A 17161-nucleotide genomic window follows, 5' to 3' on the forward strand; every position below is an offset into this window, starting at 1 on the left:
TTATCCAATGCCTAGATATTATTTAAAGATTTACAATTTCAGATACGTTTAATATTAAACTTATAGTAGCATCTCCAAGTAATGAGCAACCACTTACCCCCTTTACCTTCTTTATATAGTCTGGAAGAGCTTTAATAACTACTTGTTGTTCTCCTATAAGCTTATCTGCAAAAATACATTTAACTTTTCCTTGGTCTTCTACCATAATTACAATACCATCTTCGATATTTACAATGTCAGTTTCAACATTGTATAATTCATGAAGCCTTAATATTGAATAACATTCACCCCTTATAAGTATCATTTCCTTATTATCAAGGTCTTTAATTATATCTTCTTTTTTTATAATGAACGATTGTCTAATAGATGTTACAGGAATTGTAAATACAGTGTTACCAACTTTTATTGTCATACCATCAATTATTGCAAGAGTTAATGGTATTTTTATTGAAAACGTTGAACCTTGTCCTGGAACACTATCAACACTTACATTTCCTCTAATCTTTTCTATTTCTTTTACTACCACATCCATTCCAACTCCACGTCCAGAAAATTCTGTAACCTTATCCTTAGTTGAAAAACCTGGCAAGAAAATCATAGAATAAATTTCTTTATCGGTTAGTTCAGTATCTTTGACTTTCACTAAACCATTTTCTTTAGCTTTTTCTAATATTTTCTCTTTATTTAACCCCTTACCATCATCTTTAACAACAATCCAAACTTCTCCTCCTGTACTTTTTGCCTCAATTGTTACTTTAGCATTTAATGGTTTTCCACTATGTAATCGCTCTTCTTTAGTTTCTATTCCGTGATCCATGGAATTTCTTATTATATGCATCAATGGATCCCCTATATGTTCAATTATGTTTTTATCCACTTCTGTATCTTGTCCTATAATTACAAGTTCACAATCTTTATCTAATTTCTTGCTCATATCTCTAACTATTCTATTCATTTTATTTAATGTTGGAGCCAAAGAAACCATTCTTATTGACATTACAACATCTTGGAGATCTGAAAGTCTTTTCCTATGTTGCCTTGCAGCTTTATTAAAACTATCTAATTGTAAATTTACAATCTCTGGATTTTTAGTTACCATTGCTTCTGAAATAACTAATTCGCCTACTAAATCCATAAGTTTATCAAGTTTGTTAACATCAACACTAATCAAACTTTGTTTGTGTGCAGTTTTAGTTACTGTCTTTTCTTTCTGCTTTTCTTTTTCAATTTCTTTTATTTCATTTTCCTTGATTTCATTTATTATCGCTTCTTCTATCTTTTCATCTTGTTTTCTATAATTATCATAAAGTTCAGTTTCATTGTTAAATTCAGTTATATCTACTCTGTTTAAAAACACAGTTTCCATTAAAAATTCTTTTATATTTTTCAGGCTATAATTTGTTTTTAAAAATACTTTAAATCCCTCTTGTTTTATGATTTCACAAGTTTCATTGTTTTCAATAATATCTTCTGGATAAAAATAACATACCTCAGATACTTCTTTTAACTTATGAACCACAGTAAAACACCTTATGTTTTCCATCTCACATAATTCTTCAAAAAATAATGTTGCACTAAAAAAGTTTAGGTTTGAATCTGTTTTATCATTACTAATATAATATTTTTGAACCTCTTCAGTTTTATTAATAATTTCTTTTTCCTTAACCACTTCGTTATCTGAATTTTCTGATATTTGATTAGATGATTTTAGCCCTTCTAGAAACTTTTTCGCCTTATCTATAAATAATGAAAAGTCGCCATCGGCGTCCTTATCATTATTTATTTTTTCTGTTTCTGCTCTAATTAAATCGCTTCCCTCAAGAACTAAATCTGTAAGATCTGAATAATCTATTGTGTCTGGTTTGGATTCTCTTATAAAATAAAATATATCTTCAATCGTATGAGAGAGGTTTGAAATATTATCAAACATCATCATACCTGAAGATCCTTTTATTGTATGCATTATTCTAAATATTTCATTAATTGCATCTGTTTCTAATTCATTAACTTTTTCACTGTCAATAATAAGTTCCTGAAGCTTTTCCAACATCTCAAAGGTTTCAAAAATAAAAATATCGAGCATAGGTTCTCTAGTGTCCATAATTTTCCCCCCCAGTTATACAGTTTTCTTAACTTTTAAAACTTACTTAAAGCTTTTATTAGATAATCTTCTTTAAATGGTTTTACTACAAAACCTTTTGCTCCTAATAAAACAGCTTCTTTGATTTTAACTTCCTGTCCCATAGCACTAAGCATAATAACTTGAGCTTTTGGATCATATTTCATGATTTCTCCTAAAGCCTCAATGCCGTCCATTTCAGGCATAGTTATATCCATTGTTACAATTTCTGGTTTTAACATTTTATACATTTCCACAGCTTTTAAGCCATTGTCTGCCTCACCTACAACTTCATATCCATTTTTCTCAAGTGACGTTTTCAGTGACAGTCTCATAAAAGCTGCATCGTCGACAACAAGTACCTTTTTCATTTATTAACCCCTCCCATTAATACAATAAGTTGCTCAAATAATTAGAAATTTCCTATTTATTATATTAGTATTGTATTATTCAACAAATCACTATCTGATTTATAGATTGTATAATTACATACAATTTTTTCTTAAAAAAACATATACCAATGCAAATAGATTCCTTAATTTTATTGTAATGATTTATACATAAATGTCAATGTGTGCATATCTTTGTCTTTTACTAAAGTTTCCATAAATAAAAGGAATTTACTGAATATTTTCCCTCAAATTCAGTAAATTCCTCAGTTTGATAGCATTATTACATAGATTTAACTCCCAAAATGCACAACGCATAATTTCAAATGCATATGGCACAATTTCTAATGCCCATTGCATCCATTATCTGTGTTACTTCCACTTAGCTTTATTTCATATATTATTAATAAAATGTATATTCTCAAAATTTTACTTTAGACTATGTATTAGATCTTATAATAATCCATAGTCGATTTTTCTTCAAAGCCACATGATTTATATAAATTAAGTGCCCTTTTGTTTTTAGCAGCTACATCTAATCCTACATTACTAATATTTCTTTCTTTAATTATTTTCAAAGCTTCTTTAAGTGCTGTTTTCCCAAAACCTTTTCCTCTGAATTCTGGCAATATACCAAAACCAAGTATGAAAGCCGAATTATCATCATATTTTATATGAATTTTACCAATTGTAATATTATTTAGTTCAATAATATTAGCAGTTTCTATTCTTATTTTATCTTCTTCTATTTCTTCAACATTTTCAACATCTTCCTTATCAGAAAAGTATATTAAATCCTGCCTCGCTATTTCTAGGTTGTCTGACTCTTCAGCTTTCCTTAAATTAATAGTAATTTCATTTTTTAATGAGGTTTGCTTTAATAGCTCCATTCCATATTCAGTGAAATCGTATTGTCCACCTACAGCTTTTATAAATTCCTTCCCAGAATCAGAAATGCCATCTGTTAAAAGCAATATCTTCTTAAAATTTCTGTTAATACATTCATTCTTTGCAAGTTCAAAAAGCTTTTTGAATTTCCCTTTTCTTCTCCATTTTGGATGAGTCATACCATTAAGTTCAGCTACATTTCCTCCAAAACATGAGATACCAAGGTAGGAAACTAAAACACCATCTTCATAATATAAAAATTCATTTATTCTTTCTGTTCCACATACAGAAATATTATTTAGTTCTAATTTATAATCCAACTCTAACTTTAAATTAACTTTATCCACTAACTTAATAATTTCTTCAAGTTCTTTTAATTCTTTATATTCTTTTTCCATTAAATATTGTTTTATAATTATTTTTTGATTTATTTCCTGCATTTTAACCTCTCCTCTTTACCTCTTTTTGAAATTTGGATAAACTTTTAAATTTAGCTTTTTCTTTCAATTTAAGATTTATATTTTCTTTTCTCTCTGCAAATGCTGTTTCCTTTTTTAGCTTTAAATAACTATTCCATCTATCTCCCGATAGCTCTCCATTTTCTAGAGCTGCTTTTACAGCACAACCCGGTTCTTTGCCATGATTACAATCTGCAAATTTACACTCTTTAGCTAAATTTTCTATATCTTCAAAAGCTATATCTAACCCATCAGATACATCCCACATTTCAAGTTCACGCATACCAGGTGTATCAATAACCATAGCATCATTTTTTAGTCTTATTAATTGCCTATGGGTAGTTGTATGACGTCCTTTACTATCATCTTCTCGTATTCCATTAACTTTCATTATATCTTCTCCTGAAAGTGCATTAACTAATGAAGATTTACCAATTCCAGAAGAACCTAAAAATACAGCGGTTTTATAAGGCTTTATATAATCCCACAATTCATCTATACCTTCCCCAGTAACTGAACTTACTGCAATAACTGGAACAAATGGAGCAACTTTTTCAAGCTTTTCAACATAGGAACTATAATCATTGCACAAATCCCGTTTAGTAAGTATTATTACTGGCATTGCCCCGCTTTGCCATGCTGCAGTCAAATATCTTTCAGTCCTTTTTACATTAAAATCATTATTAAGTGAAACCATTATAAATACATAATCGAAATTAGCAGCTACAATTTGTTCAACTTTATTAAAAGAATCCAGTCTAGAAAATTTGCTTTTTCTATCAAGCACATGATAAATAATATCATCTCCAATAGGATTATGCTTAACCAAAACAAAATCTCCAACAGTTGGATAAACATTTAATATCTTATCATTATAAAATAATGACCCTTTCAATTTTCCTGAGCTTTCACCATATTCTGTTATTAATTTATATTGTTCTTTTTGAACCTCAATAACCCTTGCAGGAATTAATTCATCTAAGAATAAATTTAATTCACTAATTTTCCCTTCATAATAATCATCATATCCATATTTTCTTATTACATTGTTGTTCATCATGTTCCTCCATAATTAGGCATATGACATTAAATAATCTTCTCATTATTCTTTGAAACATGCCTTTATTAATTTTTTAATAAATCTTACTTTTAAATTTTTCATTATACATCTCTCCTTTTTTGATTACTGTTTTTTAGTCTTAGAAAGCAATACAGATATCCAAAGCAAGAATTAGACTTATGCAACAATTACCGAAATCAGATACATTTATCTTCCACAGGACTAGTGAAATTTTCGCTGGAAGGTTCTAAATAGCGGCTTGTCGTTATTTCAGCGTGTTCCAGATGTAAAATCTGGACAAGCTGTAAATAAAACAAGCCCCCATTAAGAACCATCATCAGCTCAATTTCACATGCCTGCTTCCAGAAAAATGCATCTAATTTCTAGTGTAGTGTTACGATTGTGAATGTATATTCCATTTATAAGTTTTATTCTTAAATTGGATATCTATAAACACTAAATATTTTTTATTACTAATTCTTAAAAATGGGCATAAAAATCCCGCAGACACAAACCTCAAAACTGGCTTCTATCTGCGGGAATAACAAAAGAACAGGCAAACCTGTTACACTATTCGTCCTTAATAGTAAGTATATTTTTGAAAGGTTATCTTAAACTGCGAAAATCTAACACAAATAAAAGGTATGTTACCTTTCAAAATGCACTTTCGCCCATATTAAGTTTTAAACAGTAATCACCTTTACACTCTTTGTCATATTACCATTTCTCCTTTCATAAGATTTATTTTTCAATAAATCCTTTATAAATCAAACAATATCACACAATGAAATATTTGTCAATTGCCCCTATATAAATAAAGATAAAAATGAGAATTCGACTCTTCAATCAAATTCTCATTTTTTAAATTCCATAATTCATCATTTAACTTGAATTATCTTATCCTATGAAGTTTGCAAGAAAAGCAGCTTCTTTTAAAAGTTCTTCATGATACCAGTCAGTTTTAATCAAGCTTAAATATGCATCTATTACTTTTTTAACCCTATTCTCCTTCGTTGTTTGTAGCATCATTGACAAAATAAAAAATATTATAATACTTAATATAAATATCTGTCTTGTTATATCATTAAAATTAAATATACATAAAGATATTGCTCCAACAACCCCCATTGTCATAGAAGAATATGTTATGTAGTCTGTATTATTTTTTGTTTTTACTATGTTATCCTTAAGTTTATAGATTGTATTTACATCTTTAAAGAACAAATCCAATTTATCTTTATATAATTCCATAAACTTTGTCAAAATATAATTATATGCCTCTGGATTCTTTAACTCTTGCACTCTCATGCACATTATCAATGGATATTTATATTCTGTGAGATCTTTATATACATATTCATTTCTCTTCTCTAAGCTTGGAATTTTGACATTTAATTCTCCATTCTCCCTAATGACTAATTCATAATTGTCATTTACCAAGTTAGTAAAATTATCCTTAATAATCTCTAATGCTTTTTCCATTGAATTATTCCCTGTATTCACTTTATTCAGCATGTCTAAAATGGTCATAATTTCTCCCCCTATCATTTTGATTCCCAATGTAATACTCTAAAAAATACTATATACGGTAATATTATACCACATCTTCATACTACTAGTACAATATAAGGCTTATAGCAGCCCAATAGCCAAAGTCATTCCTTCATGTTTTAATTTACTAACAACTACCTTCCCACCTGCCAAATCAACACATGGTTCACAAACACCAGTTATTCCAAGAGTTTTTAAAACAAATTCACTTTTTTCATATTTATCTTGAACTGTTCTAATTGCTTCTTTACTAAAGGTTTTAAAGGGACAATTAAGGTTTTTAGCCAATTTAATCATTCCTTCTTCGTTAGCTTTTACATCAACTGAAACTATGGTTGCTACTGCTTTAATATCAAAATTGTATTTTATCAAATAATTTTCTACAAACTCTTTTAATTTTTCATAGGATGTACCCCTTCTACATCCTATCCCCAAAACTATATCTTTTTTAATAAGGCGTAAAACTTTAGAATAATCTATTGCTTTATTGTCGTTTTCCTGCAGAGTATGATCCTTTAAATTATGAGTTATCCAAATACAGTTTTCAGTTAATTCTTTTATCTTCTCATAACCTTTGCTAATTTCAAGCATATCATAATCATCCTTTATTCCAATAATTTCATTATTGACCAATACTGCTGCTATATGCTTTGCCTTTTTTAAGTCTTCAATCACTAAATTATTTTGCTGTGCTAAAAGGTCTGGGGCAATTATCCCCAAATTATCACTAGCTGTAGTAATAATAGGCATAATATTTAATATCTTTGAAACATTACATGTAAGTTTGTTTCCACCACCGATATGTCCACTCAAAATATTGATTGCATATTTACAAGCTAAATCAACAACAACAACTCCTGGATCTTTATCTTTACCTTCAAGAAAAGGAGCTATTGCTCGAACTGCGATTCCTGTTGAAGAAATAAATATAATTGCTTTTGATTCTTTCATAACCTGCTTAGTAATCTCGTGTAATTTAAATTCTTCATTTTCTTTAATATAAAGCTGAGCCTTCAAAGCTTTCTGCAATTTTATAGCAATTTCTTTCCCTTTAGGCGATGGACATATTATACTTATTGATTCTTCCAAAATTATATTGTCTTTCTTTTCTTCACAATTTTGCATATCTTCATTATTCATTATGTTCTATCTCCAGCATTACCAATTTGAAGTTTAATGTTATTCGTTACTTGAAGCTTCAGCTTCTCTAAACATATGTGAAAAACTCTTATCATATAACAAGCTCTTTTCGAAATCACTATCTATAAAGTCTCCAACTAGAATTTGAGCACATTTAGTAATATTATTTTCCTTAACTTTATCTGCAATATCATCTAAATGACCAAGGATTATCCTTTCATCAGGCCAAGTTGCTCTTTCAACTACAGCCACTGGAACATTCTTCTTATATCCTTTTCTTAATTTATCGACTACTTTGTCAATCATAGAAATTGATAAAAATATAGCCATTGATGCTCCTATAGATGCTAGTACCTCAAGATCTTCATTTGTTGGAACTGGAGTCCTACCTTCAATTCTTGTCAAAATAACAGTTTGTGATACTCCTGGCAAGGTAAATTCTCTATTTATTGCTGCTGCTGCCCCAGTAAAAGAACTAACTCCTGGTACGACTTCATAAGGAATACTAACTCTATCTAATTCCACCATTTGCTCTCTTATTGCTCCATAAATAGATGGATCTCCTGTATGCAATCTTACAACTAGTTTTCCCATCTGCTCTTCCATTGTCATAATTTCCATTACATCTTCTAAAGTCATATTAGCAGAATTATAAATTTGGGCATCTGGTCTGCAATATTCTAAATGTTCTTTAGAAACTAAAGAACCAGCATATACTACAACATCTGCTCTTTCAAGTAAATCACGGCCTCTAACTGTTATTAAATCAACAGCTCCAGGACCTGCTCCTATAAAATATATCATTATTAACACCTCTTTTTTCAGTTTACAGTTTACAATTTACAGTTATCAGTTATGGTGGAAATTGCTGCGCAATTTCTTATATTTTTTATTATATATATGTTCCAATTATCAATGTTCAATTGTCATTAGTCGCTAAATCCCTTCAGTATTTTTTAATGCGAGATGTAATACCTTAATTAGAACTTATATATTCTTTATTATATTTTTCTGATTGTAAACCAGAGTTATTTCCCTTTAATTGTAAACCCATAATTATTTTACTTTCTATTTGCTATAATCAAGGACATGTAATCTCTTAATTTTAGTATTTCTTCTCTGTTGGTTAAGACTGTCTCGCCTTCTCTTCCAACTCTGCTTGCATAAATATATTCAAAACCTTTTTCTTCTAAAACATCTAGTACTTCTTCCTCATGCTTGTATACTTTCATTACAACTACAAATTTTTCATCTGTAATTTCTTTAACATTTGCTGCTGGCATTATTACTAATCTTTCATTTCCAACAACTAATGTTTCATTAACTAAGCTTGCAGCTGCACAAAAAGAAGTTATTCCTGGAATTGTTTGAACTTTAAAGCCACAATCTCTAACGTGCTTAAGCATGTGACTATATGTACTATACACATAAGGATCCCCAATAGTCAAAAATGCAACATCCTTACCTTCTCTAAGTCTAGCTTCTATAAATTCATAAGCCTGTAATGCTTTTATAACTCTATCTTTTTTTCCCATTGGGAAATGTTTAATTACGACTTCTGTACCTGGCTTTATATATTCTTTTGCTGTTTCAAGAGCAATACTTTCTCCATTTTCTGTTGCAGATGGCGCAACAATAACCTGACACTTTTCTATTGTTTTAACAGCTTTCATTGTTAATAGTTCTGAATCGCCAGGTCCTACTCCTATTCCATATAATGTTGCCATTTTCTAAATTTCCTTTCTTCTTAAGTAACTAATTTATTTATATATTTATTGCAATTATCAATATTTAATACTCACTGATCAATTTTAAGTGAAGATTGATTCCATTTTGAAATCTTGATGTGAGAATCAAAAAGTGAATTAGTTCTTGGTTGCAGGAAAGTTCCGTATTGTAGCAGTGCCACTCTTTTCACATGTGCATAGCTGCTTCTTTTATCGGTGTACATTTCGTTCCTCGAACCTTCTTTTTGACCTAAAACCACAATTACTCACAGATACCTATAAAGGACATAAACTGTAAATTGTAAACTGTAAACTGCAATATATAGTTACCAATATTATAATTAATTATTTTCTTATACATTGAATAATGTATATTGGATTATTTGCTATCATCATTAAAGTATTTTCACGATTTTTACTTATGTTAACTAAAGAAACTTCATATTTGTAATTTAAATTTTTAATCACTTCCAAAGCTCTGTATGCATTGTCTAAAGTAATGAAATTCATGACAATTGTTCCATTTTTCTTAATTACTGTATTTACTTTAAGTAATATTTTCTCTAAATCTCCACCACTACCTCCAATAAATACAGAATCAAACTTTAAACCTTGAAAAATCAAAACATCTAATACTGCTCCAGCTTCTTTATTTATAGTTTTGATATTTTCACATTCAAATTTATCAACATTAGCTCGTGTTATATTATAAGCATCCATATCTCTTTCTACAGAAAGTACTTTACCCCTTTTTGCAAGCTTAGCTGCTTGAACTGTAATTGTCCCTGTCCCACTTCCTATATCTAAAACTGTAGAGTCTTCTTCAATATTCATTTTTATAACAGATAGTATCCTGACATCTTCTTTAGTCATCGGACATTTTCCCCTAATAAATTCCTTATCTTTTATAAAAACCACCAATTTACCTCCTCTTTGGATAATGATCAATTTTCAATGATCAGAATTTCATTTTTAATACTCATTTATTAATTCTAAAACTTAACAGCTGCTGATTAAATATTAATAATCAATTTTCGTAATCAATGATTAAAATACTTAACGGTCTAAATATTTTATTTAAAAATTCTTTAGGTTTTCCTACTGTTATTATTTCATCAGTGTAAGATAAATTTTCGCCAACAATAACTTTACAATCAATTTCAGCTTCATGTAATAATTTACACAGGACTGCTGGATTATTATCCTTATCTGTAAGCCAAATACTTAATTTATTTTTAAGTATTATATCTAAAAAATCTTCCTTTCTTCCATGAAGACTGCCTAAGTAAGCATTGTTCCAAGACATATTTAATTTACAGGTTAAGTACTGAAAGGAACTTAATCCTGGTATTACTTGAATTTCTGAAGTTATTCTATTTTTCATATAGTTTGCTATACCATAGAAAGTCGGATCACCAGATGCTACTATGGAAATATCCATGTTTTTATTTTCACCAATTAATTTATCTACATCGCTTAATTTATTTATGTATATTTTTTTGTTATTTATAAAATCTAAAGAATCAATTGCTCTCTTAAAACCCAAAATAATATTAGACTTTTTTAGTGTTTCTATTGCTTTAGGCATAATATAGTCTTTATGTCCTGGACCTAAGCCAACTATATAAATCACTTACCTTACACCTCCAGACTTCCAAAGTAATATAGGTTTTACTGCACCATAATACATAAGTGCATCAACTTTTAACTCTCCATAAACGTGTTCTGAAGTTTTTTCAATGATTTTTTCACCTATATTCTCATAAAGTTTATCGTACCCACTTCCAAGCATCTTTACTGCGCCTTCACAAGTTTTCTCCTTTAAAACACTTTGTACCAAAGAAATATCATAACCAAGAAGAGCAAGTTCTAGCGCAATGACTTCAAGTCTTACACCATTAACTTTACTATGAGTATTAAAACATCCATAAGCAACTTTGCTCATTTTTCCTATATGTCCAGCTATGATAACAGCTTTCACTTTCGATGAAACACATGCTTCCAATGCATATCCTATAAAATTTGAGCAAATCACAATTTCTTCTTCTTTATAACCAAGTCCCTTACAATAATTATCGCCTAAATTTCCAAAAGTTAATACTAATTTTTCATTATTTATAGCTTTTTGATTAATTTCTAATTTGATTGATGCCATAAGTGATTCTTCTGACATAGGATGAACAATTCCTGTAGTCCCTAGTATTGAAATTCCACCTTCAATACCAAGCCTTTTATTGAAAGTTTTCTTTGCAATCTCGGCCCCCTGTGGTACTAAGATTGTCACTTCAACTTTTTCTCCTTCTGGTAAGACCTTCATCACTTCATCTATTATCATTTTCCTTGGAACTGGATTAATGGCCGGCTCGCCTTTAGGTACAAATAACCCATCCTTTGTAACAACTCCTACTCCAATTCCACCTTTAAGAACAACTCTTTCCTGCTCACTTACTCCAATAGACTCATCTATTTTTTTCACTCTAGCCTTTATTTCTATTCCATGAGTAGCATCTGGATCGTCTCCACCATCTTTTAAAATAGTGCATTCTATATAATCATCAATTTTCTCAATTGCTTCTATAGGCATTTCTATATTAATTCCTTTTGGAGATGCAATTTCTATTTCTATAATTTCGTCACACTTATTAAAGAGTATCATAGTTGCTGCTTTTGCTGCACCTGCACTACATGCTCCCGTTGTATATCCACATCTTAATTTCTGCCCATTAGCTTCAATATACATTTCAAACATCAAGTCACCTCTAGTTAGGCTCATCAAAATAAATAACAGCTCAAAAATAGGCATCTTAGAAAAGAGCAGCTCTGCTGCAATAAGGAACTTATATTAGCAAGAGGACTTGTTATTTATTTAATAGTGCCTTATTCTCTTTCAACTACCATATACATAAGAGCATTGATTATTGCTGCTGCAACTGTGCTTCCACCTTTTCTTCCTCTTACTCTTATATAAGGAATATTTAGCTCATCCATATTTTCCTTACTTTCAGCAGCACCTACGAAACCAACTGGTACTGCTATGATAAGCTTTGGATTAGCTTTACCTTCTTTTATTAATTCTTTAAGCCTGAAAAGTGCCGTAGGCGCATTTCCAAATACAAAAATATCTACATCATCACTACAAGCTTTTTCAACTGCTGCCATACTTCTAGTTATGTTTTTTTCTTTTGCTTCTTTATGGACAATCTCTTCATTTACATAGCAAATAACTTTACTATTTGTTTTAGCTAAGGCCATTTTATTAATTCCATTTAAAGCCATATTTGTGTCTGTATAAATTTTAGCACCTTTAGCAAAAATCTTTTTTGCAGTTTCAATGGCAGTTTCACTTATTTCCACTAATTCCTTATACTCAAAATCAGCAGTAGTATGTATTGTTCTCTTTATTATAAGAAGCTCTTCCTCTGTAAAAGAATGCGCTCCCATTTCTTTACCTATAATTTCAAAACTTTTTTCTTCAATTCCCATAGGATTTTTTAAATAATCCATTTAACTTTAAACCATCCTTTCAAATTATACTCTTAACCTAAATTTGTCTCAATATAAACTCTTCATTACCTAAAAAATTAATATGAGCATACCCAGCAAGAGTATTTTTCTTAAAATAACCACATTGCCATTTTACTATTTCACCATTATATTGAGTCTTTTCTATTTCATATACTTGATCTTCCATTAAATCAACCCGTGATTTATGAAATTCATGTGCATTTATTTCTAATTCTTTTCCAAAGCAATTTTCTATAATTCTTACTTTACAATAACCAAAATTCTGAAGCTTATTTGTCATAAAACTTTCACCTTTAAAAAAGCCAACCATTTCCATTCCATCTATAGAATCAGTTAAATACATAAGTCCACCACATTCTGCATAACATTTCAAACCATTCTCCAGTGCCTCCTTAATGCTTGACTTCATTGTATTATTGGCTGCTAATTCTTCTTTAAAAACTTCAGGATATCCCCCACCAATATATAAGAAATCTAACCCTTCAGGTAGTGCCTTATCCTTTATGGGACTAAAATAAATCACTTCACCTAAGGCTTCTAGATATTCTAAGTTATCTTTATAGTAAAAACTAAAAGCTTTATCTGATGCAACTCCAATTTTTAATGACTTAGATTGTTTTCTTTTAAAATCAGCAAAGGAGTCCTCTTTATGCTCAAGCTTTGGAATAAATTCTTTCATTTCATTAATGATACTATCAACATCCACATATTCTTCTATTAACTTTTCACATATAGTCAATTTTTCCTCTAGGTTAAGAACCTCCATGCTTTGAACAAGCCCCAAATGCCTGCTGCTTAACATTATTTCTGAAGTTTTAGGTAAATATCCAAAAACCTTAACCTTGCAATTTTTCTCTATTGAATATTTCAATAAATTATAATACTTTTTGCTTACTGAATTTAATACTACTCCAACAATATTAGCATTTCTATAATCTTTAAAGCCCTTGATTTCAGCGCATATACTAGCACTTTGCCCCTTAGGTGACAGCACTAATATAATTGGCATGTTCCCTAAAAGCTTCGAAACTTCATAGGTTGATGCTTCTTCACCTGCTCCAATTCCATCATATAACCCCATTACGCCTTCAATAATTCCAACGTCACCATTTCCTTTAAGATAGCTTTTAACCACGCCATCCTTACCCGTTAAAAAGGCATCTAAATTTCTCGACGCCTTCTTCGTTACTTCTTTATGAAAGGCTGGATCTATATAATCTGGTCCTACCTTGTAGCCTTGAACTTCTAATTCCCTATTTTTAAGTACCTTCATTAATCCAAGAGTGAAGGTTGTTTTTCCTCCACCACTACAATTCGATGATATGATTATGGATTTCATAATATTTTCCTTTCTAAGCGCGTTTAGTTTCAATTGTCAACGGTAAATTAATGTCGAAATCCCTTAGGGATTTCTTTAATCAAAATGTTTAATTGTAAATTGTAAATTGTGAACTGTAAACTGTTAATTAGAACTTATATAAGCTTAAGTTAAAATTACAAAACTTTATAAAATTTCAATAAAACATTTTCTGGTAGCCTAGTAGCATAGCATACAAAGATATTATCCATCATCCATTTATATTTTTTATCATATGTCTCAAAGGTTGGGATTGTACGAAAATAGTACACACTAGGGTCAACAAACTTTCCTGCTTTAACATCTTCAATATATTCAGTTGGAACTGTACGCATTCCATTGTTCTCAATATAAATTGCTGCACCATCTTCTAATTTAATTGCATATCTTGCTGAAAGTTCACACTTTCCATCTGGTCTAATAATTTGGCTATCGATGCCACCAGGTAGAACTTCTCCATTAAATCCCTCACCTTTTACTTCACCAGCTAATATTGGTATAAGCTGACGTCTTCCAACAATATCATCTTGCCCCACTAGAATTGGCTTATCTACTACTATTGATATGCTAAATACTTCTTTGCCTTCCATTTCCTTTATATTAGCATTATTCATTATAATCAACACTCCATTTCTTTCATATATATTTTTTTCAATTATCAATGAAGATTGACTTCCTTTGGAAATCTTTATATCTTGAATATTTATTTTTGCAGCATATATAATTTATAGTTTTTTTGTTCTTCCTGCATTTAAGTATCTATCTTCAATTAAATCATAAATTCTGCTAATATATAAATCAGCAAACTTGTCTAATTCACCAAGTCCATGCATATGTAATTTTACTTCTATCCCTTCACTTTCAAGTATACTCTTTAAGGAATCATCTTCATCAGAAGCCATATCATTCTTAACATGATCTCCTGCAACTAACAATAGCGGAATAAGCGTTGCTTTTTTTATATCTTTCTTTTTTAACTTTTTCAATACATTATGTATAGTTGGATATCCCTCTATAGTTGCTACAAATACATTTTCATAGCCTTCATCAATCAATACTGTTTGAAGCATACCATAAACAGCATTAGCAGGATGCTCAGTACCATGACCAAATAAAATTACACTTTCTTCTCCTTCAATTACATCCTTGATGCTATTTATAAACAAAGAATAATCTTCAGGTAGTCCATTCATTCCTTGATAATAGAATATTGGTCTTCCAAGTTTTAATGATTTAAATTCATTCTCCCATCTTGCTGAAATCCCTTTTATATAATCAAATTCTTCCCCTGGAATTAAGTGCAGTGGTTGAATGATTACTTCTTCAAACCCCTTGGTTTTTAAATTTTCCAAAGCCTCCTCAGGCGTTAAAATATTTAACCCATCTCTATTTTTTAATTTTTTTATAATGAAATGCGCTGTAAAAGCTCTAAAAACTTCATATTCCTTAAATTCACTTTTAATCTTATTTTCAACTTTCTCAATTGAATTTTTAAGTGCATCTAGATGACTTGTTCCAAAACTAACTACTAGAATTGCTTTTTTCATAATATCCTCCTTTTAATACATATGTTCTAATTATCAATTGCTATTAGTCAAGAAACCCCTTCAAGATTTCTTGATGAGAGATGAAAAACCTTAATTAGACCTTATATCCAAATAAAAAAATCCTCCTTATCACCGATAAAGAGGAAAAATGTAACAAATTAAGAATATATAATTTTACAAACACATTCTATCCTTTGTTATGTTCCTTCCCTCCGAAGCAGCATTACATAAACCTTTAGGCAGGTCTCCTGACTTTGGCCTCATCCTACATTCTCTTCCTTCCCAAGAAAACTCCCAGTGGATTTTTGCATATTTAAACTTCAATATGCTATAGAGATTAGTCTTCCATCACAGTAGCGGGGGCTGTAGTGGATTTTAACCACTTTCCCTTTTAATCATATAATAATTATATATGAACCTAAAAATCATTGCTTAAATTATATATTAGAACAGTACTTTATTCAATAAAAAATATAAAGGATACAGAAATATTATCTGTATCCCCTAAATTTTCTATCTATTAAAATCGAGTTATCCCTGTATTAATCACTTAACATTTATCGTCTTCTGGCACGTTTGTAACATCTTCAACTTGAGTTATAAAATAAAAATCATGTTTATGACCATCACTAACAGTTGTACTTCCAGATATTACATGAAAGTGTTTACCACTAGGAAGATAAATTGCTGGTCCTGTAGTTTCACAAATTCCATGAAAATGGTCATCAAAAGTATCTGTCAACTCATTTACCTTATGCACATGAGTTTTACCATATTTTATTGCAGGGCCTGTCACTCCAGCGATACGATGATTGTGTATTCTACCTTCATCATCTTTCTCAAAATCTGTACTTGCTTCAAACTCATGGTTATGACATTTTACTTTATAAGCTTTTTCTTCATGCTTATTTTCTTTACGATAGCAGCCGCAATTATTATAATTGTTTCCCATTGAAACTCCTCCTTTGTTAATTGGCTACTACATCTTATGGAATTCAATCCTTATACGTGACTAAAATTTAATTTCATTCTTTTTTACTAGTTTGTTTTATTAGTTGATTTGTATAAACTGTAACACCTGTTACTAATACACCTTGTATCACCGAATTAGCATTAACCCCCATTATTCCAATAGCTCCTAAAATTCCTATTATTAATAATATAACAGGTATATATTTATCATTTATTTGCTCTGTATTCTTTATAATCATTCCAATAATATATAAAACAGGAATCAAAATTAAAGCATTTTGAGCAATATATTGTGCAATATCCATATTATTTCCACCTCCCCTTATATAGTTTATCTTACTTATTATGTTATATGCTTTATGTTGAGTTTTGTTTCCAATTTTATTTGTTTTTAAAAATAATCTTTAAAATATTATTGTATACTTGAA

At 29.9% G+C, this 17161-nt stretch carries 17 protein-coding genes and 1 riboswitch; all 17 genes read right to left on the bottom strand.

Going from position 1 to position 17161, the window contains the following annotated elements:
- Window positions 1-22 precede the first annotated feature (22 nt).
- The 17 genes from CSPA_RS17545 to CSPA_RS17625 all read right to left on the bottom strand — a co-directional run bounded on the left by CSPA_RS17545 (window position 23) and on the right by CSPA_RS17625 (window position 17038).
- Window positions 23-2101, bottom strand: a complete 2079-nt coding sequence (locus CSPA_RS17545; protein WP_015393691.1) for a chemotaxis protein CheA — start codon at window positions 2099-2101, stop codon at window positions 23-25.
- Between the two features lie 35 nt (window positions 2102-2136).
- Window positions 2137-2490, bottom strand: coding sequence for a response regulator (locus tag CSPA_RS17550; RefSeq protein WP_015393692.1), 354 nt, complete (start codon window positions 2488-2490; stop codon window positions 2137-2139).
- A 464-nt stretch (window positions 2491-2954) separates the two neighbouring features.
- Window positions 2955-3836: a GNAT family N-acetyltransferase gene (locus tag CSPA_RS17555; RefSeq protein WP_015393693.1), complete on the bottom strand. Its 882-nt coding sequence runs from the start codon at window positions 3834-3836 to the stop codon at window positions 2955-2957.
- Between the two features lies 1 nt (window position 3837).
- Window positions 3838-4911, bottom strand: coding sequence for a ribosome small subunit-dependent GTPase A (rsgA, locus tag CSPA_RS17560; RefSeq protein ID WP_015393694.1), 1074 nt, complete (start codon window positions 4909-4911; stop codon window positions 3838-3840).
- A gap of 900 nt (window positions 4912-5811) precedes the next feature.
- Entirely contained in the window at window positions 5812-6444 is a 633-nt protein-coding gene (locus CSPA_RS17565; protein ID WP_015393695.1) for a hypothetical protein, read from the bottom strand.
- Window positions 6445-6546: 102 nt separating this feature from the next.
- Window positions 6547-7605, bottom strand: a complete 1059-nt coding sequence (cbiG, locus tag CSPA_RS17570) for a cobalt-precorrin 5A hydrolase (protein WP_015393696.1) — start codon at window positions 7603-7605, stop codon at window positions 6547-6549.
- A 39-nt stretch (window positions 7606-7644) separates the two neighbouring features.
- On the bottom strand, window positions 7645-8409 hold the full coding sequence (gene cobM / locus CSPA_RS17575) for a precorrin-4 C(11)-methyltransferase (RefSeq protein WP_015393697.1): 765 nt from the start codon (window positions 8407-8409) through the stop codon (window positions 7645-7647).
- Between the two features lie 257 nt (window positions 8410-8666).
- The gene (locus CSPA_RS17580; protein WP_015393698.1) at window positions 8667-9332 is read right to left on the bottom strand and encodes a cobalt-factor II C(20)-methyltransferase; all 666 of its coding nucleotides are present in this window, start codon (window positions 9330-9332) and stop codon (window positions 8667-8669) included.
- Window positions 9333-9677: 345 nt separating this feature from the next.
- The gene (cbiT, locus tag CSPA_RS17585) at window positions 9678-10250 is read right to left on the bottom strand and encodes a precorrin-6Y C5,15-methyltransferase (decarboxylating) subunit CbiT (protein ID WP_015393699.1); all 573 of its coding nucleotides are present in this window, start codon (window positions 10248-10250) and stop codon (window positions 9678-9680) included.
- A 109-nt stretch (window positions 10251-10359) separates the two neighbouring features.
- Window positions 10360-10965 (bottom strand): precorrin-6y C5,15-methyltransferase (decarboxylating) subunit CbiE, encoded by a 606-nt coding sequence (gene cbiE / locus CSPA_RS17590; protein WP_015393700.1) that lies wholly within the window; start codon window positions 10963-10965, stop codon window positions 10360-10362.
- Window positions 10966-12081, bottom strand: a complete 1116-nt coding sequence (gene cbiD / locus CSPA_RS17595; RefSeq protein WP_015393701.1) for a cobalt-precorrin-5B (C(1))-methyltransferase CbiD — start codon at window positions 12079-12081, stop codon at window positions 10966-10968. It lies immediately after the preceding gene.
- Between the two features lie 128 nt (window positions 12082-12209).
- Window positions 12210-12836, bottom strand: coding sequence for a precorrin-8X methylmutase (locus CSPA_RS17600; RefSeq protein ID WP_015393702.1), 627 nt, complete (start codon window positions 12834-12836; stop codon window positions 12210-12212).
- 37 nt (window positions 12837-12873) lie between these two features.
- A complete protein-coding gene (locus CSPA_RS17605) occupies window positions 12874-14196 on the bottom strand; it encodes a cobyrinic acid a,c-diamide synthase CobB (protein WP_015393703.1) in 1323 nt (440 codons plus the stop codon).
- Window positions 14197-14351: 155 nt separating this feature from the next.
- Window positions 14352-14828 carry a DUF3237 domain-containing protein gene (locus CSPA_RS17610; RefSeq protein ID WP_015393704.1) on the bottom strand — a complete coding sequence of 159 codons (477 nt, stop codon included), beginning with the start codon at window positions 14826-14828 and terminating at the stop codon, window positions 14352-14354.
- A 111-nt stretch (window positions 14829-14939) separates the two neighbouring features.
- Window positions 14940-15761 carry a sirohydrochlorin cobaltochelatase gene (locus tag CSPA_RS17615; protein WP_015393705.1) on the bottom strand — a complete coding sequence of 274 codons (822 nt, stop codon included), beginning with the start codon at window positions 15759-15761 and terminating at the stop codon, window positions 14940-14942.
- Between the two features lie 221 nt (window positions 15762-15982).
- Window positions 15983-16198, bottom strand: a riboswitch (cobalamin riboswitch).
- A gap of 113 nt (window positions 16199-16311) precedes the next feature.
- Complete coding sequence (locus CSPA_RS17620) at window positions 16312-16713, bottom strand: YmaF family protein (protein WP_015393706.1); 402 nt, start codon at window positions 16711-16713, stop codon at window positions 16312-16314.
- Between the two features lie 73 nt (window positions 16714-16786).
- Window positions 16787-17038: a phage holin family protein gene (locus tag CSPA_RS17625; protein ID WP_015393707.1), complete on the bottom strand. Its 252-nt coding sequence runs from the start codon at window positions 17036-17038 to the stop codon at window positions 16787-16789.
- Window positions 17039-17161 lie beyond the last annotated feature (123 nt).

Source organism: Clostridium saccharoperbutylacetonicum N1-4(HMT), from assembly GCF_000340885.1.
GTDB classification, from domain to species: domain Bacteria; phylum Bacillota; class Clostridia; order Clostridiales; family Clostridiaceae; genus Clostridium; species Clostridium saccharoperbutylacetonicum.

Bases quoted from the DNA above. Each gene is read 5' to 3' on its own strand.
- CSPA_RS17545 (WP_015393691.1), bottom strand. From the start codon at position 2,101: ATGGACACTAGAGAACCTATGCTCGATATTTTTATTTTTGAAACCTTT.
- CSPA_RS17550 (WP_015393692.1), bottom strand. From the start codon at position 2,490: ATGAAAAAGGTACTTGTTGTCGACGATGCAGCTTTTATGAGACTGTCA.
- CSPA_RS17555 (WP_015393693.1), bottom strand. From the start codon at position 3,836: ATGCAGGAAATAAATCAAAAAATAATTATAAAACAATATTTAATGGAA.
- rsgA (WP_015393694.1), bottom strand. From the start codon at position 4,911: ATGAACAACAATGTAATAAGAAAATATGGATATGATGATTATTATGAA.
- CSPA_RS17565 (WP_015393695.1), bottom strand. From the start codon at position 6,444: ATGACCATTTTAGACATGCTGAATAAAGTGAATACAGGGAATAATTCA.
- cbiG (WP_015393696.1), bottom strand. From the start codon at position 7,605: ATGAATAATGAAGATATGCAAAATTGTGAAGAAAAGAAAGACAATATA.
- cobM (WP_015393697.1), bottom strand. From the start codon at position 8,409: ATGATATATTTTATAGGAGCAGGTCCTGGAGCTGTTGATTTAATAACA.
- CSPA_RS17580 (WP_015393698.1), bottom strand. From the start codon at position 9,332: ATGGCAACATTATATGGAATAGGAGTAGGACCTGGCGATTCAGAACTA.
- cbiD (WP_015393701.1), bottom strand. From the start codon at position 12,081: ATGTTTGAAATGTATATTGAAGCTAATGGGCAGAAATTAAGATGTGGA.
- CSPA_RS17600 (WP_015393702.1), bottom strand. From the start codon at position 12,836: ATGGATTATTTAAAAAATCCTATGGGAATTGAAGAAAAAAGTTTTGAA.
- CSPA_RS17605 (WP_015393703.1), bottom strand. From the start codon at position 14,196: ATGAAATCCATAATCATATCATCGAATTGTAGTGGTGGAGGAAAAACA.
- CSPA_RS17610 (WP_015393704.1), bottom strand. From the start codon at position 14,828: ATGAATAATGCTAATATAAAGGAAATGGAAGGCAAAGAAGTATTTAGC.
- CSPA_RS17615 (WP_015393705.1), bottom strand. From the start codon at position 15,761: ATGAAAAAAGCAATTCTAGTAGTTAGTTTTGGAACAAGTCATCTAGAT.
- CSPA_RS17620 (WP_015393706.1), bottom strand. From the start codon at position 16,713: ATGGGAAACAATTATAATAATTGCGGCTGCTATCGTAAAGAAAATAAG.
- CSPA_RS17625 (WP_015393707.1), bottom strand. From the start codon at position 17,038: ATGGATATTGCACAATATATTGCTCAAAATGCTTTAATTTTGATTCCT.